Raw genomic sequence first — 17,020 nt, forward strand, 5'->3', positions numbered from 1 at the left:
CCAGCGAATCGGCGCTGGCAATCTGCAATCACTGGATCAGCCAACAGGGAAGAACCCCATGCAAACCGATCTCTCCGAACTTGAAGGCGAAGTGCTCGCCTTAAGGTGTTTCTTGGCAGCCGTCTCGACGGTCCTGCCCCTGTCCTCTCAACTGCGTCTTCCGGCAGCCTTCGAGCGTCATGCCGATCTGGTGCGTGATCGGCTGGGTGAAGCGGGTGTCGCTGGCTTCGAGCGGGTCGCTATTTCTCTGGCGGCTCGCTCGATCCACTCTCGTGTTCAAGGTCTTCACGAAGGTGCTTCAGGTCTTCCTTCAGCAGCTCCGCCAGCTGATCAATGTGGTGCTCCATGACAGCCAGTCGCTCTGCTGGGCTTTCGCCTCCCTGCGCGGATGGAGTCATAGGCTTGTCTCCTAGGCGGCGGTCTTTGGGTGTTCGGTTGAATCGCTGGCTGCCGGCCGGCCATTGCTTTGATCGGCCTTGAGGCGCCCTTTGGATAAAACCTGGATCTGGTATTGGCGAACGAGCGGAACCTCGTCGCCCCACTGGCTAACCGCACTCGGGAAGACCCCTAGCGCCTTCGCCAGCTTGCTGCGGGAGCCGAAGAATTCGGCCGCGTCTTTAGTCTTCATTGGTCACCTCTCATGGAAGTAACTGAATTACAGCATACTGAAATACACCAAGCAAGGAGCGCTGAAGATCACTGCATACTTAATTTCAGTACCCTTAAGCTTTGCTGCATGGAACGACACGAACGAATCGCTAAGGCCATTGCGGCCAGCGGCAAAAAGAAAGGCGAGATAGCCAAGGCGTGCGGGGTTGCCAACTCTGCCGTAACCCAATGGATTTCAGGTGAAAGCAAGAGCTTGAGACCTGAAAATCTATATGCCCTTGCAGCTGCAACTGGCTTTCGCGCTGAGTGGCTCGCTATCGGTGCGGGCTTGGAGCATGAAGAGCAGGAACCGGGCTCCCCTAGCGAGAAGGACTACGCACTGATACCCCAGTACACAGCCAAAGGCTCAGCAGGGAGCGGTTACCACAATGACCACGTGGAGCTGAAGGGAGGCCTGGTCTTCAAGCGTGACTGGCTGAAGCGCATGTCCCTAAAAGAGACAAACCTTTCTGTCATCTATGCAGACGGCCAAAGCATGGAGCCGACCATCGCGGAAGGCGAGGTTCTACTTGTCGACGAGGCAGACACTGAGCCCAAGAGCGGCAAGGTCTACGCCCTCCTTCGCCCTAATGGTGAAGTAAGCATCAAGCGGCTGGTGCAATCCTTTGCCGGCGGCTGGGTGATCAGCAGCGACAACCTGGACAAACGCGCCTATCCAGACGAACCGATCAGCGAAGACGCCATTCAGCAGATCGGAGTAATCGGCCGGATCGTCTGGCGCGGCGGCGGCATGTAATTCAATAAGACAAGGAGGTTGCTATGCGTATCATCGCTGCTCTGGCTCTAATCGCTGCCCTTGCCGGCTGTGCCGGTACTAACTTTTCGTTCGACAAAGCTCGCCAGGTGCAGGTCGGCATGACCGAGGCGCAGGTAACCCAGATCATGGGTCGGCCTTACTCTGTAATGTCGATGGGCGACACCCAGACGTGGATATGGAGCCACGTGAACGGCTTCTCAGGCTCCAGCAAGACCGTGTCCTTCCAGATGCGCGACGGCAAGGTCGTGTCGGTTCCGAGCATCCCTGGCTCGTTTGCCGGCGGCACTACGATGCAGATAGCCACCCCAGCGCCGGCCGCCACTCCCGCACCCGCTCAGCCCCTTTCCTCTCAAGCCTACAAAGACGAACAGGTGAAGCAGTTGATGCAACAAGGCCTGCCATACGAAGAGTATCAGCGCCGCTATAAAGAGATCATTTCCCAGTAGCAAGCCAGCCCCCCAGCACGCCCGGCACCCAATAAAAACAAGGAATTTGACATGCGCGCCACTCGTAAAAATTGCTTTCCTTTAACGGCCAAGGTGCTACTGACCTTGGCGACCGCCGTGGTTGTTTCCGGCTGCGCAGTCAAGAAAGACTTCTATGCAACAGGCGGCAGCCGCGCCGACGGCACCGTGGATATGGCCTATGACTTCCGGCAGTTCGAGAAGCCTGTCATCAATCAGCAGCAAGCCCTCTCGATAGCCAAATCCAAGTGCGCTGTCTGGGGTTACGGTGATGCAGAGGCGTTCGGCGGGATGACCCAGAACTGCCAGCAGCGAGACGGCTGGGGCACCTGCGTTGCCGGCCAAACGGTGATTAAGTACCAGTGCATTGGCAATATCGACGCTGTTGCGCCCGCTAGGTCTTTCTCTCCCTCGGCCGCGTCAGTCGGCCAACCCCTCAGCGAACAAGCCTACAAGCAGCAGCAGGTCGACCAGCTCATGCAGCAGAACTTGCCGTATGCCGAGTATCAGCAGCGCTATCAGCAGATCATGGGGCAGTAACACAGCAACGCACGGAGGCGTTACCCATGGGCTTTCTCACCCTCACCCGCCACGAAGGCGAACTGATCAAGCTGAGCATCGATCCCGGCGTCGACACCGAGGCGCTGCTCAAACACCTGCTGCGAGACGGCATCACCATCCATGTAGGTGCATCCCGGGGCAGCAACGTCAAGATCGGTGTCGAAGCACCGAAGGAAGTGCGGGTGTTGAGGGGTGAGCTGGTGATTGAGCGTGCATGCAGATAACTGATTGACGACGAACACTAGCCACCTTGATTCGCAGGACAGCGTAGTTGATCATCCATGGCAGGCGCTTTGCTGGCCTGGAGCGCTAAAAAGCCATGACAGCGCCGACACTTATTCAGTGGGACGGATGATCGCAGGGAGTAGCGTATGACGCTGAAACGAATCCTTTACAGCACCGCGCTCGCGTTCTCGCCCAGCTCAATCGACTGCGTAGCTTTCTTCAGCCGTGGCCAAAACACACCGCTCACTAACACCCCCACAGAGACCGTAGGTCGATTTGCACCTTGCAAATCCTTGTGTGTTTACTTATATGTAAATAGAATCTGCCGCCCATGACAGATCTGACCCTGGTTGTCCAAGGCGTAAAGCTCAAGGTGTGTGAGATGCCAGGAGCCAATGAATCGCTGAGCGAGGCGCTTGAACATGTCCCGAAGAATCTACATCTCGCAGGCAGGGCAAAGCTGTTGGCCCTCAGCAAAAAGCTTGCAGATGCCGGCAATCTCAGAATGCCGGAACATTTCAATAAAGAGGCACAGCTGCCGAATGGATCACACTTCTATGCTGTCAAAACGAATAGCACCATTCGCTTGAGGGCGTATGGGTGGTTCTCTACGAAGGTTAAAGGGACTTTCATCATCAGCCATTACGCCTACAAGAAAGGCGCGAAGCTGGATGACCGGGATACGAACCGAGTGATTGAAAGCTGGCGGAGAGTGGAAAATGAGTGACTATCTAACTTCCTGGATTGATGAAAGCGAGGAAAACAGAAAAGAGTTTCGCAGGCAGGAGCTAATTCTTGAGGTGGCAGAACTTATCTGCAATCGCATGGAGGAAAGAGACATAAATAGAACCTCTCTTTCTAAAATACTTGAGAAAAGCACCTCCTACATTACTCAGCTGCTTACCGGCTCCAGAAACATGACCCTGGCAACGCTTTCTGATCTTGCACTCGCATTAGAGTCCAAAGTTAAAATAGAATTAGTTGATGAGCACGCTGCAGCAGACTGGGAAACTTTCTATTCTGACAGTGTTTCTAGAATTCACCCGTCAAAAGGCGTTGATGCCTGCAATGATTATGCATTTACAATCAATAAAGTAGTTCCAGTTCGTGACTTAAGCTACGAGGCCGCGTGATGAACGACGCTATCGAGGCTGCCAAAAAAAGCCTGCGATTAAAAGAGCTTCTGCTGAAAAGCTATACCGTCGAGGTGTCCGATGAGCTCAGCGAAGCACAGGGGGGGATGGATGTCAGTCTATCTATGCGCTCTGGTATTAGTAAAAGAAAAATGATCTTGGACGACAACGACAAGGTCATTGGAATTAGATATCTGTACAAATGCGACTTACGCTTAAAAAACAAACCTAGCAATACTAATGAGCCAACCATTGAGACCGACGAAGATATTTCGCACTTTACTCTCACGGCGTCCTTTGCAGTAGACTATGAAATGAAGCTACAGCTAGAAGAAGAAGCCATGTCCACATTTGGAAAAGTCAATGTTGGTTATCATGTATGGCCATTTTGGAGAGAGCTCGTACAATCGACATGCAATAGAGTTGGGATATCACCAATTTCTCTTCCTTTCTACAACCCGCCAAAGCACAAAAAGTAGATCGACCTAGCCCAAACACAAAGCCCTGTACATTGCGGATCATTTCGTTTCCGTTGCAATCAATTGCAAACCGGCCGCCAAGACTGAAATAGTTATCCCGATAACCATTTGCCGATAGCCCCGCCACCGAGCGGGGTTTTTCGTTTCTGGTCTACCCTTCCCTTTCCAGTCCTGAATTAGGAGCGCGCCATGTGCGGGCGCCTTTCCCAGTACCGTGGGCTGCACGAATTCGCGGCGGTGCTGAACACCAGCCCGGAAGAAGCCAGGTTGCTCAGTGATCAGCCGATTGAGCGCTACAACGTCGCCCCGCACTCGTATGTCCAATTGCTGCGGACAGAAGGCGATGTGCTGATATGGGATGTTGCGCGCTGGCGCTGGGTACCGGAGTGGGCAGAGAAAGGCCCGAAGAACGATTTCAACGCCAGGCGGGAGATCGTGGCGACGAGCAAGTTCTACCGGCAAATCTGGCACCATCGCGCCCTGGTCTGCGCAGATGGCTGGTTTGAATGGGTGGTGATCGAGGGCGAGTCGAAGAAACAGCCCTACTACATCACGCCCAAGGACGGCTCCCCACTCTTCCTTCCGGCCATCGGTCTATTCTCTGCCCGATACGAAGAGCCGCGGGACAGTGATGGCTTCCGGATCATCACGGCGGACTCCGAAGGCGGCATGCTCGACGTGCATGATCGCCGCCCGGTTGTCCTGGCCCCGGACCTGGCCCGCGAGTGGCTGGATCTCGCCACGCCACCGGAGGCCGCAAACGACATCCTTCAGTACCACACCCTACCCGCTGAACATTTCCGGTGGTATCCGGTCACAAAGGATGTCGGCAACGTACGCAACGACTATCCGGAGCTGATTCAGCCGATCGCAGACGCCCTGCTCTAGCCGCCACTTCCCAACCACAACGCCAGATAGAGTCCGACAAGCGCGGGCTTTGTGTTTTCTCTACTCTGCTACGCTTGATTCTCTACTTAGGAGGCTCCCATGACAGGCCAAGATCTTCTCCCCGCCATCCTGCACCGCGTACACCAGAGCCAGCTCACTATTGCAGGCTTTGAAGACCTGGCCACCTGGGCCGAGCAGCGCGGCTTGGTTGAAACCACCGACGCCGCACAGTTCCACCTCGAACCCCTCCAGGCCAACGCTGACTTCATCGACGAGACCATAGTGGCGCTGATGGCTGTCGAGTAAAGCCAGGCCACTCTAGCCGCCCCCTCCTCTGGGCCCTTGCCAGGCGCGTGTCGCCTTGCCAAATTCGTCCGCTTAAAATACTGTATATGCAAACAGTATATGAGAGTTTTCATCATGGCCAAAGGCAAGCCTGCAACACCGAAGCCACCCAGTCAGTACGAGCTGCTCGGTGCGCGCCTGCAGAAAATTATCAACTCCCCTGCCGCTCAAAAAGCCAAGGCCGCCCTGCTCTACAAAGCGCCGGATGAGTCAGAAGACGACTGGGCACAGATCCTCGAAGAAATCGCCGAGACCGACAACGTCACCCTCGCCCATCGCGACGATGGTGGCGTGCAAGTTTTCTGGGTAGTGCCGAAAGACGACTGATCACAGCTACCAAGTGAAGCCCGCCATGTGCGGGCTTTTTTGTGCCCGCTCGAAAATAAATTCAGCAACCTGAAAATATTTATTTCAGAATGCTTGACCTATTAATTTCAGATTGCTTAAATTCAATCAACGCCAAGCAACGCCGGGCGCCAGACCAGAACACCGGTTGCCGCTCTTTAACAGCCTCAGACCTCCGCGGATCGATCCGGCGTAAGCCGAACAGTGCGGGCTACAAATTTCGATCTCCATGCCAGCTCTGGAACTGGCCTGCTCAACGCCCTGCCATGGCATCTGGAAATGGCGAGCGAAGGGTTGCACGGCTAACGCTCCCTGCCGGGAGTCTCTCAGAACGGGACGTATCACCAGGCAAAGCGGACAGGCGCAGAAGCGCTTGCTGTGAATGTAGCGCCCAACCGGAGGTGGCCTTGTAACGCCGGATAGACAGCCAGAAGAGCCAAACGCCAGTAGCCAGCAGCTACCCGGGCGAGCAAGACCGAACGTTTTCACTGATGCAGCTTGGCAACAGGCTGCATTGGGAAATCAATCGAGGCATTGCAGATGAGCGAATTCAACTACGACACAAAGAAGCGTCCGTTCCCTAGCTTCGGCGATTACGCACTGATCGAAATGAAGCGCCACGGCGTACCGAGCGAGATTTACACCCACAAGGTGATCAACACCTACCGCTCCAACACCTGGGTCGACGTTCCAGTCCAGTCGCCGCCAACGGCAGTGATTCACGCAGGGGAAATGGAAGAAGTTGCCAGCGTCATCTGCTGCGGCATCAGCGAAGACAAGGTGTATCCGGTTCGAGTTTCGGACTTGAAGCCGAGAGTGCAGCAGGCGCCAGACGCCGATATTCAGCAGCTCATGACTTTCTACGACGCCAAGGACGTGCGGGACCTGATCGATCAGCAGGCCGACCACGTCAAGGTTTTGCAATTGAGGCTTTCGCCTTACCTGAACGAGCCGAATCCAATCGCTCGAATTCGGGAAGGCTGAAGCGTCACCAGAGCAACGCGAAACGGTGAGCGCCCTGTTGGAAGGCGTGGGAGGAATTGCCCACACGAACAGAACACACCGTGACAGTGAGCGGGAGAGACCGACCGAGCAGTGCGCCTGCTGACAGCCGGAAAGACGGCACCCATTCCATAGGTGGCCACTGCCTGCCCAGTGAGCGAACAGCGGAGGGATTCGCCATGAAGTAGACCAATGATTCACCTGCGTGGCGTAGTAAGCCTGAAGCCTGCGTCCAACACCTGACAGGCAGCGGAACCTGTGGCCGACGATCTCCCTGCGGATCATGCAGCGAAATCTGCTAGGCCCACCCAAAGCACGGATGTAATCGGCTGGTTCGACCGGGGCAACCCCGCAGAGCGCCAGCGCCGGACGGCGTAACCGGCAACCCACTCCCCCGCCTTCTTCCTTCTGAACATTCCCCGGCCTCCCATCGGAGCAACGGCCGTGCCCGAGTGTTCAGCAGAAAGCAGGCGACCACATGAGGTCACCACCATGAAGCACAGCATCGAAGTGGACGAGTACCAGCTCGAAGTCGAGATCACCAGTGTGATCGACACACCGCCTGATTCATCGTCCTGGGCAAGTCCCGACGACTACTACGGCTGCCGCGAACTGGAGTTCAGCGTGGTCAGCGGCGTGATCTACGACGAGGACGGCAACACTGCCGACCTAGGTCGCAACGGCTGCGCCGCAGTGGCTGAACTGCACGCTGAACTGATCGAGGAACTGTTGTGGCGGGTTGTCGACGCCCAAAAGGAAAACGCCGCATTCGATCGCGCCGAGGCGCGCGCAGAGAAATGGAGAGCAGCATGAAACGAACACCACTGGAAGTGATTGAGCGCGAAATCGAGGCCGCCAAGACCTCCGCGCATCCGCCGACCACCATCAGCTATGCCAGCGGGATGATCGTAATGGCAGAGGTTTCCTGCGCCATCACCCACGCCCAGGCATCCGAACTGGAGCGCCGGCTTCACACCATCGAAAACGCCTACTGGGCCAAGCAGCTGGGAGTTGTCGCATGAAGAACATCACCTTCATCAGCATGGCTGCCGCGATCCAGGCCCTGCAGCTGATGGGCTTCACCACCGTCCAGCAGGTCATCGATGCCGGGCTGATGATCAAGGAGGTTCGCAAGTGAGTGACGTCGCCGAAATGCACCAAGGCATGCGCGACCACAAGAAGCGGCTGCGCGCCAAGTACGGCGTCGACTGCCCTGAGTGCGTCCGCCTGCTGCCCAAGGCCTGCCCGACAATCCTATTACCGCAACAGCGGTGCCGCATTCACGGCTATCGCGACCAGCGGCCAGAGCTGACCGATCAGCAGTGGAGCGAAGCATGACCCGCTACCAGCGCGCCAAGCGCTACGCCTTCTGGCGCGGCTTCGCTTTCAGCCTGCTCGCCTTTACGGGCTTGGCTGCGGTTTACGACTTGGTTGAGCGCATCGGCGGCTAAACCTCTCCCCTTTCCCGCTAACACGTATGCGCCAGCTCGTAGGGCTTCGCGCGTCTGGAGATTCACCATGAACGCACCCGCGAAACATGCCGACGCTATGCCGGCAATTGCCGAGGCCGCCCTAGTCGAAGTGCTGAGCGGAAGCCTGTACCCAGGCGCTGCACAGAACTCGGTTGTGATGGTGCTGGCCTACTGCAAGGCCGCCCAGCTCGACCCGATGCTGAAGCCGGTCCACATCGTGCCGATCTACCAGAAGGGCCGTGGCATGGTCGACGTGGTGATGCCGGGCATTGGCCTGTACCGCATCCAGGCGGCGCGCACCGGCCAGTACGCCGGTATCAGCGACCCCGAGTACGGGCCGGCGATTACCGCCACCCTGGCTGGCGTAGAAGTCACCTACCCCGAGTGGTGCCGCGTCACCGTAAAACGGCAGATGGCCAGCGGCCAGATCGCCGAGTTCACAGCCAATGAGCGCTGGCTGGAGAACTACGCCACCGCCAGCCGGGACAGCGCCGCGCCAAACGCCATGTGGAAGCGCCGCGCCTTTGCCCAGCTCGCCAAGTGCGCCGAGGCACAGGCCTTGCGCAAGGCATTCCCCGAAGTCGGCTCTGCGCCAACCGCTGACGAAATGGAAGGCAAGGCCTTCGACGATAGCGCCCGCGACGTGACGCCCGCTGCGAGCCAGGCCCAGCGCGAAGAGTCTGAGCCGGCAGCCCTGCCCGCCTATCCCGACGGCAAGCTGGAAGAAAGCATTCCAGCCTGGCGCGCCAGCTTCGATGCCGGGAAAAGCAGCGCCGACCACGTCATCGCCAAGATCAGCACGAAATACACGCTCAGTCTCGAGCAAATCAAAAAAATCGAGGCGCTTGAAGCGCTGGAAGGAGAGCAGGCATGAAAATCCATACCGAAGTTCAAGGCAGCCCCGAGTGGCTAGCGCTGCGTGCCACCTTCTTCACCGCCTCCGAAGCGCCGGCAATGATGGGCGCGTCGAAATACCAGACCCGCACCGAACTGCTGGCCCTGAAGAAATCCGGCATCGCGCCGGATGTATCGCAGGCCACGCAGTACATTTTCGACCAGGGCCACACTGCAGAGGCGTCGGCCCGCATCATCCTTGAGGGCATGATCGGCGAGGATCTTTTCCCGGTCGTCGCCTCCAGCGGCAACCTGCTGGCCAGCATGGACGGCATGACCATGCTGGAAGACGTGCTGTTTGAGCACAAACTGCTGAATCAAGGCCTTGTCGCCCAGGTCCAGGCCGGCGATCTTGAGCCGCACTACTACTGGCAGCTTGAGCAGCAGCTGCTGGTCAGCGGTGCCGAAAAGGCCCTCTTCGTGTGCTCGGATGGCACCGCCGAGAACTTCCACCAGATGGAGTACCGGTCAGTGCCTGGCCGCGCCGAGCAGCTGCTGGCCGGCTGGGCTCAGTTCGAGGCCGACCTGGCCGAGTTCGTGCCGGCCGAGTACGCCCCGGCAGTGGTCGGCAAGGCGCCTGACGAGCTGCCAGCGCTGCGCATTGAGCTGACCGGCATGGTCACCGCCAGCAACCTAAAAGTGTTCGAGGAATCGGCCCTGGCCGTGATCGGATCGGTTAAAACCGACCTACAGACCGACCAGGACTTTGCCGACGCCAAGAAGGCCGTCAAGTGGTGTGGCGACGTTGAGGAAGCGGTAGCTCAGGCCAAGAAGCAGGCGCTCAGCCAGACGACCAGCATTGACGAGCTGTTCAAGGCGCTGGACCGGATCAGCGCCAATGCCCGCTCGACACGCCTGAACGTCGACAAGCAGGTCAAGGCGCAGGAACTGTCGATCAAGGTCAGCATCAAGGCCAAGGCCGAGGCGGCCTTTACCGACCACATTGCCACGATCAACAAGACCCTTGGCCGACTGGTGATGCCGGCAGTGGCCACAGACTTCGCCGGCGCCATGAAGAACAAGCGCACGCTGGCCAGCCTGCGCGATGCCGTCGACTCCGAACTGGCCCGCGCCAAGATCGACGCCAACCAGGTCGCCGACGGCATCCGCATCAACCTGGAAAGCCTTCGCACCCTGGCGGTCGACCATGCCTTCCTGTTCAACGATGCTCAGCAGTTGGTGCTCAAGGCGAATGACGACCTGGTTGCGCTGATCAAGGTCCGCATTGGCGAGCATGAAGAAGCGGAGGCCAAGAAACGTGAAACTGAGCGTCTGCGTGTCGCGGCCGAAAATCAGCGGCAGATTGATCTGGCAGCAGCAGAAGCGCCAGCAGTAGTTCAGCCAGTAACGGAGCCCGTAGCGGAACAGCAACCCGAGCCGGCCGCTCAGCCGGCGCCCGTCCTACAGCGCCCGTCCGCACCAGTGCAAGCCGCTCCAGCAGCCCGCGCGTCCTACCATCCGGAAGTGTTCGACCTGATGCAGCTAGTGATCGCGGTATCCGACGGCCATGCGCCGCTGGACCTGCTGATGGTCAATCAGGAAGCGTTGGCCGCCGAGTTGCGCACCCAGGGCGCCAGCTTCGACCTGCCCGGCGTGAGGCTGGCGAAGGCGGCAGCTTGAGATGGGACGGCCATCGGGACGCGGAGCCCGCTCTGGCCGAATCCCTGCGCCAGTTCACCGAGGCCGGGGTATTGGCCGCGGCCAAGGCGCTACGCAGGTCGACCCGCACCATCAACCGCATCGCGATCGAGCACGGCATTCAGTTCACCACCGGCACGGCCGAGACCATGAAGTCTCGCCGGAGATCGAGAGACGCAATGGCGGCGCAAATCGCCCAGCTCGCCGGCACTCACACCCAGGCCGAAATCTGCGCCGCACTCGGCATAACGCGGTTTGTGCTGCGCGAGATCGCCGAAATCCACGGCATCGACATCAACAGTCGAAACACCTAGGAGCATTCCATGCCATTCAGAACCAGCGACGAGCTGAGGCTAGCCCGTGAGCACCACCTCGGCAGCCTCCGCCGCCTCAACGACTTCAGTAACAGCTGGAGCCATGCCGACCGCCAGCGCGGCGCGGACACGATCAATAACCTCAAAACCCAGCTGGCTGAGATTGACGCCGAGTTGCTGATGGCGGGGGCGGCATGAGCAATATCGAAGTAAAAACCGCCGACCTGATCGGGCCGGCGTTGGATTGGGCTGTAGCGCTGGCAACCGGAGCGGATGAACTGAAGGTGGGTGCGGATGGTGGGGTTAGCTGCATCTATCAACTGCCCGACGGGGGCTGCTGGACGAACTACTACCGGCCATCCACCGACTGGAGCCAGGGCGGGCCGCTGATTGAGAAGCACATCACGGCTCTGAACCAGTCAGGCACTGAAACATGGTGGGCGCACAGCGAAGACCGTCTTGGGCTTGGGCCTACCGCTCTAATCGCCGCCTGTCGCGCCATCGTGGCCGCCAAGCTGGGCGACACCGTTAGCGTGCCAGCCGAACTTGCTCAGCCATGAAGCGCCGCATCCAAGCCATCGGCCGCCGCCGCATCGCCCACCTGGACCTAACCGATGAAATACCTGACCGAGTACCAAGAGGGCTGCTGGGCGCCGAACGAGGCGCGCTGCCCTTACCCAATCTGGATGCTGGGCCGCCGCTGTGCGTGGCTCGCCGGGTTTAACGATGCGAGGACGTGGGGATGACTGCCAAGACCAGCACCGAACGATCAGCCAAGAGCGCGGCCAAGCGCCTGGCTGCATCTGAAGAGGAACTGAGGCTGCGCGTGCGGCCCGGCACGAAGGCTGCGCTGGCTGACCTCATGGCCTGGCATGGCATTGAGCAGGCCGGAGAAGCGATGACGCTGATGATTCATCACCTGCACGCGCTAGGTCCGAGTGGATCGGCGCCGCTGCTTGAAGTGCCGCGCCACGTTTTCGAGGTGCCGCCGAGCGTGGCGCTGAAACTTGAACAGGCATATCGCCGCGAAACCCTGCGCATCTGCCAAGACGAATAGCCCCGAAAAACCTTGCCCCTTTCTGGAATATCTTTTCCGCCACCGGCTGCGGCACGGCGGCGCTTTGCCTGGAGTAACGCATGTCTTCACTGAAGAAGCCGGCACCTCTCGACTTTCACACCCAATACGGACTTGCGCTCAATGAGCAGGACGAAGAGATCAACGTGGACCTGTTCGCCGGCGGCGGCGGCGCAAGCACCGGGATTGAAATGGGCCTGGGCCGGCCGGTGCATATCGCCATCAACCACAACCCTGCGGCAATCAGCATGCACGAAGCCAATCACCCGGGCGCCATGCACCTGCAGACAGACGTGTGGGAGGTTGACCCGGTTGAAGTGCTCGCCGGCCGGCATATCGGCTGGTTTCACGCCTCGCCAGATTGCACCCACCACAGCCAGGCCGCCGGCGGCCAGCCGCGCAAGAAGGAAATCCGCGACCTGTCCTGGGTGGTGATCAAGTGGGCCGGGATCGGCCAGCCTCGAATCATCAGCCTGGAGAACGTGAAGCAGATCCGGCAGTGGGGACCGCTGATCGCCAAGCGCTGCCAGAAGACCGGCCGCGTCGTGACGCTGGAACAGATCAAGTGCCAGGCTACTGGAAAGATGGTGAATCGTGTAGCTGCGCCCGGCGAGCGGGTACCGCGCGGCGAGCAATTCCTGGTGCCAGACCCGAAGCGTAAGGGCAACACCTGGCACAAGTTCCTCTCCTGCCTTGAGTCACTGGGCTATGTGGTCGAGCACCGCATCATCAAGGCCTGCGACTTCGGCGCGCCGACCAGCCGCGAACGCCTTTTCATGGTCGCGCGCCGCGATGGAAACCCAGTTGTCTGGCCTGAGTCAACCCACTTCGCCAAGCCGGCCAAAGGCCAGAAGCCATACCGCACGGCAGCCGAGTGCATCGACTTCAGCCTTCCCACTAACAGCATCTTCGGCCGCAAGAAGCCGCTGGCCGAGGCCACCCTGCGGCGCATAGCCAAAGGCATCGACCGCGAGGTGCTGAAAAAGGCCAAGCCCTTCATCGTGCCGATCGCCAACTGGTCGCGGGATGCAGTGCTGCCAGTCGATCAGCCGCTGAACACGGTCACGGCCTGGCCGCGAGGCGGATCGTTTGCAGTGGCTACCGCGTTTCTTGAGCAGGCGAATGGTGGCTTTAACACCATGTACTCCCGCGGGATGGATGAAACAGTCTCAACCGTGACCAATACCGGCAGTCAGCAGCGCCTGGTCACCGCAAACCTGGTGCATCTGCGCGGAAACTGCGATGCGCGCGACGTTGAAGACCCGTTGAAGGTGGTCAGCGCCAGCGGCCAGCATCATGCCCTGGCCACGGCCTTCCTGTCCCGCCAGTTCGGCGCCAGCGTAGGGCAAGGCCTTGATGCGCCGGCGCCAGTGATCACTGCTGGCGGTGGCGGGAAGTCGGCACTGGTCGAGCTGAAGCTATCACCGGAAGTTGAGGACGGCGCGCTACGCTGTGCGGCGTTCCTGATGCGCTATTACGGCGAGGGTGGGCAATGGGCCGATATCCGCGAACCGATGCACACGCTGACCACCAAGGACCGCTTGGCTCTGGTGACAGTCTGGATCGGAAACGACCCGTATGTGATCGTCGATATCTGCCTGCGCATGCTGCAGCCGCATGAGCTGTACGCGGCCCAGGGCTTCCCGAGCAACTACATCATCACCCACGGGCACGATGGCCGGACGTTCACGAAGTCAGAACAGGTGTTCATGTGCGGCAACAGCGTCAGTCCACCACCACTGGCTGCGATCGCCGAGGCCAATGACACCTGGCGCGGCAATAGGCTGCAGGCAATTGCCGCCTAAACCCCGCCCTCCCCGGCCTGACTTCCCTGCTCGATGCGCAGGTCGAGTGGGTGGTGTAAGCGCAGTAAATCACGGACCCGTCAGTCAGGTCGAAAGGAGCGTCACTTACTGGCTCGGGCCATGTGCGTTTACTCCATGCGTTTCACACGCTCCCACTCGGTCTTAAGAATCTCCTGAGTGACTTCGACGATTAACTTACACGGTGCTGCCGCAGAATTCCCGTCCTGATTGCAAACTTCTAAAGCGGTTTCTACATGACCGATGAGAGCTATAAAGTTACCCTCATTCGGATTGGACAGCAGCTGGATTTTAGCCTTCAAGCGATTAACATCCGCCATGGCACCAACATGATCACTAGTCCACTGAGAAATAATACGCGAGTATTCTTCCGATTTATCTAGGGCAAGTTTTTCTCGCAAAGCTCTTTGCAACTCATGCACATTACACAGCCTTTGCACCGTCAAAGCTGCCGAAATGAATTCAGAGCAAGTATCCCTTAGCTCGTTAATCCAGTCTTGCCTACTGACCTTTAGAGCATTTGCTTTAGATACTTTTTCTTGACTTAAAATCGTTTTCTTAAAGTTATAAATTGTTGCCCAGGTTCCAAGAGCAAACACGACTACAGTCAGAAGAAATCCACCAAGGGTTAGCCAATCAGTTCCAGTATCAATTAAAGCCCGCAACTCAGGAACTCGATTAATAGTAATAATTGAATTCTCAATACCCATCTTTATCTCCCTGTTGCCCAGTTTTGCTCTTCTTCAAGCTACGAACATCAAACCACGACTATCACAACGTAGGTATCCCCATGCCCACCGAAAACCAGAACCACCCCGACGACATCGAAGCCATCGAGAAGCTGCACCGGCAGTACACCGCCAAGCTCGACGGACTGAATGACGACCTGATGACGTTCCAAGATTCGGCTTATGCCATGGGCCTAGCACGCGGAACCCTCATCGCCAGCAGCAGCGCCGCCATCGTGCTACCGGCGCTGCTCGAGCAATGCCGCACAGTTTTCGCCGGCGACCAGCCAGCCCTGGACGTCATCGAGTACCTAGTCGCGCTTGCTGACGACGCCCGCCTCAACCCCGTCCGCGTTGCACAGTCCGACCATAGCGCGCAGAACCTCAACATGGTGCCGGATGATCTGGAAAGCCGGATGAAGGCAGCCGGCATGCTCTCGGTTACTGAGCTGCTGGCTGGCGCACCAATTGACGCTTTCGTAAAGCATGCCGGGGTCAATGACTTGGCGACCTTCGGTCAGTGGTTGGAAATGAAGCGCAAGGAATACGTTTCTTTGCAGGCGCGCTTTACCTTGGACAAGCGCGAGGACGACGAACTGTACGAGTGGGTAGTCGCGCATGCTGCTGTGTTTGGCGAAGTGCATATCAACTTTAAGTCGGCTGCGGGCGCTATAAGCCGGGATCTGCTGGAGCGCGCCACGAACTTCGGCCGGCCTGATCTAATGGAGATCGCCCTGGAGGAACTCCGACAGCTTCTCGCGGGAGTGAAGTCATGAAAGCGCTGAGCATTCGCCAGCCCTGGGCCTGGCTGATCATCTACGGCGGCAAGGATATCGAGAACCGCACCTGGCACACCAAGTATCGCGGGCGCTTCCTGGTGCATGCTGCGCAGGGTATGACGGCTAATGAATACCGCGATGCTATGGACTTCGTGAGCGACGCAGGAATTGTCCTTCCGCCTTCCTGGCCTGGGCGCGTAGAGCTGCAACGCGGCGGCATCATCGGATCGGTCGAACTGGTCGATAGCGTCGATACCAGCGACTCGCCCTGGTACATGGGGCAAAAAGGGTTTCTGTTGCGCGATCCCAAACCTTTGCCTTTTATCCCGCTGAAGGGGCGGCTTGGGTTCTTCGACGTGCCCGGGGAGATCGTTCAGCCATGAAGCGCGGGGGCAATAACAATGACTAGACCAACCGTCTCGCACACCATGAGCTGCGCCATGCAGGCCGTGATCTGGCAGCCATTCACGGAAGACCGCGGCTCCGAACCAGCCCTGCTGGTCCAGTGCGATGCAACCGGCCTGCTGATGATCACCCAAGAAGGCCGCGACATTCTGATCCAGCCTGAAACTCTGCCCGAGCTGATCAAGCAACTGCGCCGCCTGACGCAGTAACCCTCCCCCACTAAATCACCCTGCCGGCGACGGCGGGATAGGAGAAACCATGACCAAAGAAAAGTTTGCAGCAATGCTGACCGGCCGCGAGTACCGCGAAGAAATCCCCCCGAAGAGTGCAAGCAGGCCAAGGAGGCTGGTCTGGTGGTTGTTTATGGTGCCAGCGATGACCTGATGGAGTTTGAAGGCGCTTTCCGTGATGAGGTTGGCTGCTACAACGGCGGCCAGGCCAAGGTTGACGCCAAGGGCGTGCTTGATCGCTCGCAGGTTGACGACGACGATGAGGCAATTGCCGACTACGTTGTGCGCAGCAAGACAGCGCAGAGCATTGAGGCGTTGTGGAATGCCAGCGTGAGCGATGCCAGCGTGCCGGCCTGGTCCTACATGACCGACATTCCGCACGCGACCTTCGACGTGATGGAGGACGGAGAACTTTACTGCCGCGGCATCGTCTTCGCGCTCGCCGATCTGGCCTAACCCCCCTACTCCCCAACCAGCCTGCCGGTGATCGGCGGGCGAGGCATTGCCATGACCAAAGAAGACATCTACGACGAACAAATCAACCCGCTGATGGGCGAAATTATCCAAATCTGCAAACAACACAACATCGCGCTGATCTTCTCCGCGCACATTCCGAACGACGAAGACCCTGACCTGGCGTGCACCACCCACCTGCCGGGCGACGGCGGCGAGTTCTACCCGGCCTTCGCCAAGTGCATGCCCATCATTCGCCCCAGCGCCGGCGCCGTGGTCCATACGAAGGTCGTCGACTCGCAGGGCAGCGCAACGATAACCGCCTACCTGTAACCCCTTCC

Annotated in this window: 30 protein-coding genes; 28 read left to right on the forward strand and 2 right to left on the reverse strand. The window is 58.7% G+C overall.

Translation table 11 applies throughout. The annotated features are described in order from the left end of the window. Positions 1–58 precede the first annotated feature (58 nt). On the forward strand, positions 59–349 hold the full coding sequence (locus tag D3879_RS26320; RefSeq protein ID WP_147411159.1) for a hypothetical protein: 291 nt from the start codon (positions 59–61) through the stop codon (positions 347–349). 60 nt (positions 350–409) lie between these two features. On the opposite strand, the gene D3879_RS14830 is transcribed toward D3879_RS26320, so the two are convergent. Beyond that, the gene (locus D3879_RS14830; protein ID WP_119955081.1) at positions 410–628 is read right to left on the reverse strand and encodes a Cro/CI family transcriptional regulator; all 219 of its coding nucleotides are present in this window, start codon (positions 626–628) and stop codon (positions 410–412) included. A 108-nt stretch (positions 629–736) separates the two neighbouring features. Here D3879_RS14830 and D3879_RS14835 point away from each other — a divergent pair, with 108 nt between their 5' ends. From D3879_RS14835 to D3879_RS14935, 21 genes are all read left to right on the forward strand, one after another. Further along, positions 737–1,405, forward strand: a complete 669-nt coding sequence (locus D3879_RS14835; RefSeq protein ID WP_119955082.1) for a LexA family transcriptional regulator — start codon at positions 737–739, stop codon at positions 1,403–1,405. A 23-nt stretch (positions 1,406–1,428) separates the two neighbouring features. Next, entirely contained in the window at positions 1,429–1,872 is a 444-nt protein-coding gene (gene bamE / locus D3879_RS14840) for an outer membrane protein assembly factor BamE domain-containing protein (protein ID WP_119955083.1), read from the forward strand. Positions 1,873–1,923: 51 nt separating this feature from the next. Then, positions 1,924–2,430, forward strand: a complete 507-nt coding sequence (yecR, locus tag D3879_RS14845) for a YecR family lipoprotein (RefSeq protein ID WP_119955084.1) — start codon at positions 1,924–1,926, stop codon at positions 2,428–2,430. A 26-nt stretch (positions 2,431–2,456) separates the two neighbouring features. Next, positions 2,457–2,675, forward strand: coding sequence for a carbon storage regulator (locus D3879_RS14850; RefSeq protein ID WP_119955085.1), 219 nt, complete (start codon positions 2,457–2,459; stop codon positions 2,673–2,675). 332 nt (positions 2,676–3,007) lie between these two features. Further along, on the forward strand, positions 3,008–3,403 hold the full coding sequence (locus D3879_RS14855; RefSeq protein ID WP_119955086.1) for a hypothetical protein: 396 nt from the start codon (positions 3,008–3,010) through the stop codon (positions 3,401–3,403). Next, positions 3,396–3,809: a helix-turn-helix domain-containing protein gene (locus D3879_RS14860; RefSeq protein WP_119955087.1), complete on the forward strand. Its 414-nt coding sequence runs from the start codon at positions 3,396–3,398 to the stop codon at positions 3,807–3,809. The genes D3879_RS14855 and D3879_RS14860 overlap by 8 nt, the downstream gene beginning before the upstream one ends. Then, positions 3,809–4,288 (forward strand): hypothetical protein, encoded by a 480-nt coding sequence (locus D3879_RS14865; protein ID WP_119955088.1) that lies wholly within the window; start codon positions 3,809–3,811, stop codon positions 4,286–4,288. The genes D3879_RS14860 and D3879_RS14865 overlap by 1 nt, the downstream gene beginning before the upstream one ends. A 189-nt stretch (positions 4,289–4,477) precedes the next feature. Next, a complete protein-coding gene (locus D3879_RS14870) occupies positions 4,478–5,176 on the forward strand; it encodes an SOS response-associated peptidase (protein WP_119955089.1) in 699 nt (232 codons plus the stop codon). A 99-nt stretch (positions 5,177–5,275) separates the two neighbouring features. After that, on the forward strand, positions 5,276–5,482 hold the full coding sequence (locus D3879_RS14875) for a hypothetical protein (protein ID WP_119955090.1): 207 nt from the start codon (positions 5,276–5,278) through the stop codon (positions 5,480–5,482). A gap of 114 nt (positions 5,483–5,596) precedes the next feature. Further along, positions 5,597–5,848 (forward strand): DUF1654 domain-containing protein, encoded by a 252-nt coding sequence (locus tag D3879_RS14880; RefSeq protein WP_119955091.1) that lies wholly within the window; start codon positions 5,597–5,599, stop codon positions 5,846–5,848. Between the two features lie 558 nt (positions 5,849–6,406). Beyond that, the gene (locus D3879_RS26700; protein ID WP_177412436.1) at positions 6,407–6,850 is read left to right on the forward strand and encodes a hypothetical protein; all 444 of its coding nucleotides are present in this window, start codon (positions 6,407–6,409) and stop codon (positions 6,848–6,850) included. A gap of 510 nt (positions 6,851–7,360) precedes the next feature. Beyond that, a complete protein-coding gene (locus tag D3879_RS14890; RefSeq protein WP_119955092.1) occupies positions 7,361–7,681 on the forward strand; it encodes a hypothetical protein in 321 nt (106 codons plus the stop codon). Further along, positions 7,678–7,890 (forward strand): hypothetical protein, encoded by a 213-nt coding sequence (locus D3879_RS14895; RefSeq protein WP_119955093.1) that lies wholly within the window; start codon positions 7,678–7,680, stop codon positions 7,888–7,890. The genes D3879_RS14890 and D3879_RS14895 overlap by 4 nt, the downstream gene beginning before the upstream one ends. A gap of 112 nt (positions 7,891–8,002) precedes the next feature. Beyond that, positions 8,003–8,206, forward strand: coding sequence for a hypothetical protein (locus D3879_RS14900; RefSeq protein WP_119955094.1), 204 nt, complete (start codon positions 8,003–8,005; stop codon positions 8,204–8,206). 180 nt (positions 8,207–8,386) lie between these two features. Then, positions 8,387–9,214 carry a phage recombination protein Bet gene (gene bet, locus D3879_RS14905; RefSeq protein WP_119955095.1) on the forward strand — a complete coding sequence of 276 codons (828 nt, stop codon included), beginning with the start codon at positions 8,387–8,389 and terminating at the stop codon, positions 9,212–9,214. Beyond that, positions 9,211–10,854, forward strand: a complete 1,644-nt coding sequence (locus D3879_RS14910) for a YqaJ viral recombinase family protein (RefSeq protein WP_119955096.1) — start codon at positions 9,211–9,213, stop codon at positions 10,852–10,854. The genes bet and D3879_RS14910 overlap by 4 nt, the downstream gene beginning before the upstream one ends. Next, positions 10,851–11,186: a hypothetical protein gene (locus tag D3879_RS14915; protein ID WP_119955097.1), complete on the forward strand. Its 336-nt coding sequence runs from the start codon at positions 10,851–10,853 to the stop codon at positions 11,184–11,186. The genes D3879_RS14910 and D3879_RS14915 overlap by 4 nt, the downstream gene beginning before the upstream one ends. Positions 11,187–11,195: 9 nt before the next feature. Further along, entirely contained in the window at positions 11,196–11,384 is a 189-nt protein-coding gene (locus D3879_RS14920) for a hypothetical protein (RefSeq protein ID WP_119955098.1), read from the forward strand. Then, on the forward strand, positions 11,381–11,746 hold the full coding sequence (locus D3879_RS14925) for a phage protein NinX family protein (protein ID WP_119955099.1): 366 nt from the start codon (positions 11,381–11,383) through the stop codon (positions 11,744–11,746). Before D3879_RS14920 ends, D3879_RS14925 begins: the two co-directional genes overlap by 4 nt. Positions 11,747–11,928: 182 nt before the next feature. Next, entirely contained in the window at positions 11,929–12,243 is a 315-nt protein-coding gene (locus D3879_RS14930) for a hypothetical protein (RefSeq protein ID WP_119955100.1), read from the forward strand. 80 nt (positions 12,244–12,323) lie between these two features. Then, positions 12,324–14,066 carry a DNA cytosine methyltransferase gene (locus D3879_RS14935; RefSeq protein ID WP_119955101.1) on the forward strand — a complete coding sequence of 581 codons (1,743 nt, stop codon included), beginning with the start codon at positions 12,324–12,326 and terminating at the stop codon, positions 14,064–14,066. Positions 14,067–14,194: 128 nt separating this feature from the next. On the opposite strand, the gene D3879_RS14940 is transcribed toward D3879_RS14935, so the two are convergent. Next, a complete protein-coding gene (locus D3879_RS14940) occupies positions 14,195–14,794 on the reverse strand; it encodes a hypothetical protein (RefSeq protein ID WP_119955102.1) in 600 nt (199 codons plus the stop codon). 80 nt (positions 14,795–14,874) lie between these two features. Between D3879_RS14940 and D3879_RS14945 the strand changes: the two genes are divergently transcribed. Genes D3879_RS14945 through D3879_RS14960 form a run of 6 tightly spaced genes read left to right on the forward strand, consistent with a single transcriptional unit; the run spans position 14,875 to position 17,012 of the window. Further along, complete coding sequence (locus D3879_RS14945) at positions 14,875–15,588, forward strand: hypothetical protein (RefSeq protein WP_119955103.1); 714 nt, start codon at positions 14,875–14,877, stop codon at positions 15,586–15,588. Further along, positions 15,585–15,974 (forward strand): ASCH domain-containing protein, encoded by a 390-nt coding sequence (locus tag D3879_RS14950; protein ID WP_119955104.1) that lies wholly within the window; start codon positions 15,585–15,587, stop codon positions 15,972–15,974. Before D3879_RS14945 ends, D3879_RS14950 begins: the two co-directional genes overlap by 4 nt. Positions 15,975–15,992: 18 nt before the next feature. Next, positions 15,993–16,205: a hypothetical protein gene (locus D3879_RS26325; RefSeq protein ID WP_147411161.1), complete on the forward strand. Its 213-nt coding sequence runs from the start codon at positions 15,993–15,995 to the stop codon at positions 16,203–16,205. A 49-nt stretch (positions 16,206–16,254) separates the two neighbouring features. Continuing rightward, positions 16,255–16,380, forward strand: coding sequence for a hypothetical protein (locus D3879_RS27500; protein ID WP_274381379.1), 126 nt, complete (start codon positions 16,255–16,257; stop codon positions 16,378–16,380). Beyond that, positions 16,350–16,682, forward strand: a complete 333-nt coding sequence (locus D3879_RS14955; RefSeq protein ID WP_238474259.1) for a hypothetical protein — start codon at positions 16,350–16,352, stop codon at positions 16,680–16,682. The genes D3879_RS27500 and D3879_RS14955 overlap by 31 nt, the downstream gene beginning before the upstream one ends. Before the next feature lie 51 nt (positions 16,683–16,733). Continuing rightward, a complete protein-coding gene (locus D3879_RS14960; protein ID WP_119955105.1) occupies positions 16,734–17,012 on the forward strand; it encodes a hypothetical protein in 279 nt (92 codons plus the stop codon). Positions 17,013–17,020: the final 8 nt, after the last annotated feature.

This window comes from Pseudomonas cavernicola (assembly GCF_003596405.1).
Taxonomy (GTDB): Bacteria; Pseudomonadota; Gammaproteobacteria; order Pseudomonadales; family Pseudomonadaceae; genus Aquipseudomonas; species Aquipseudomonas cavernicola.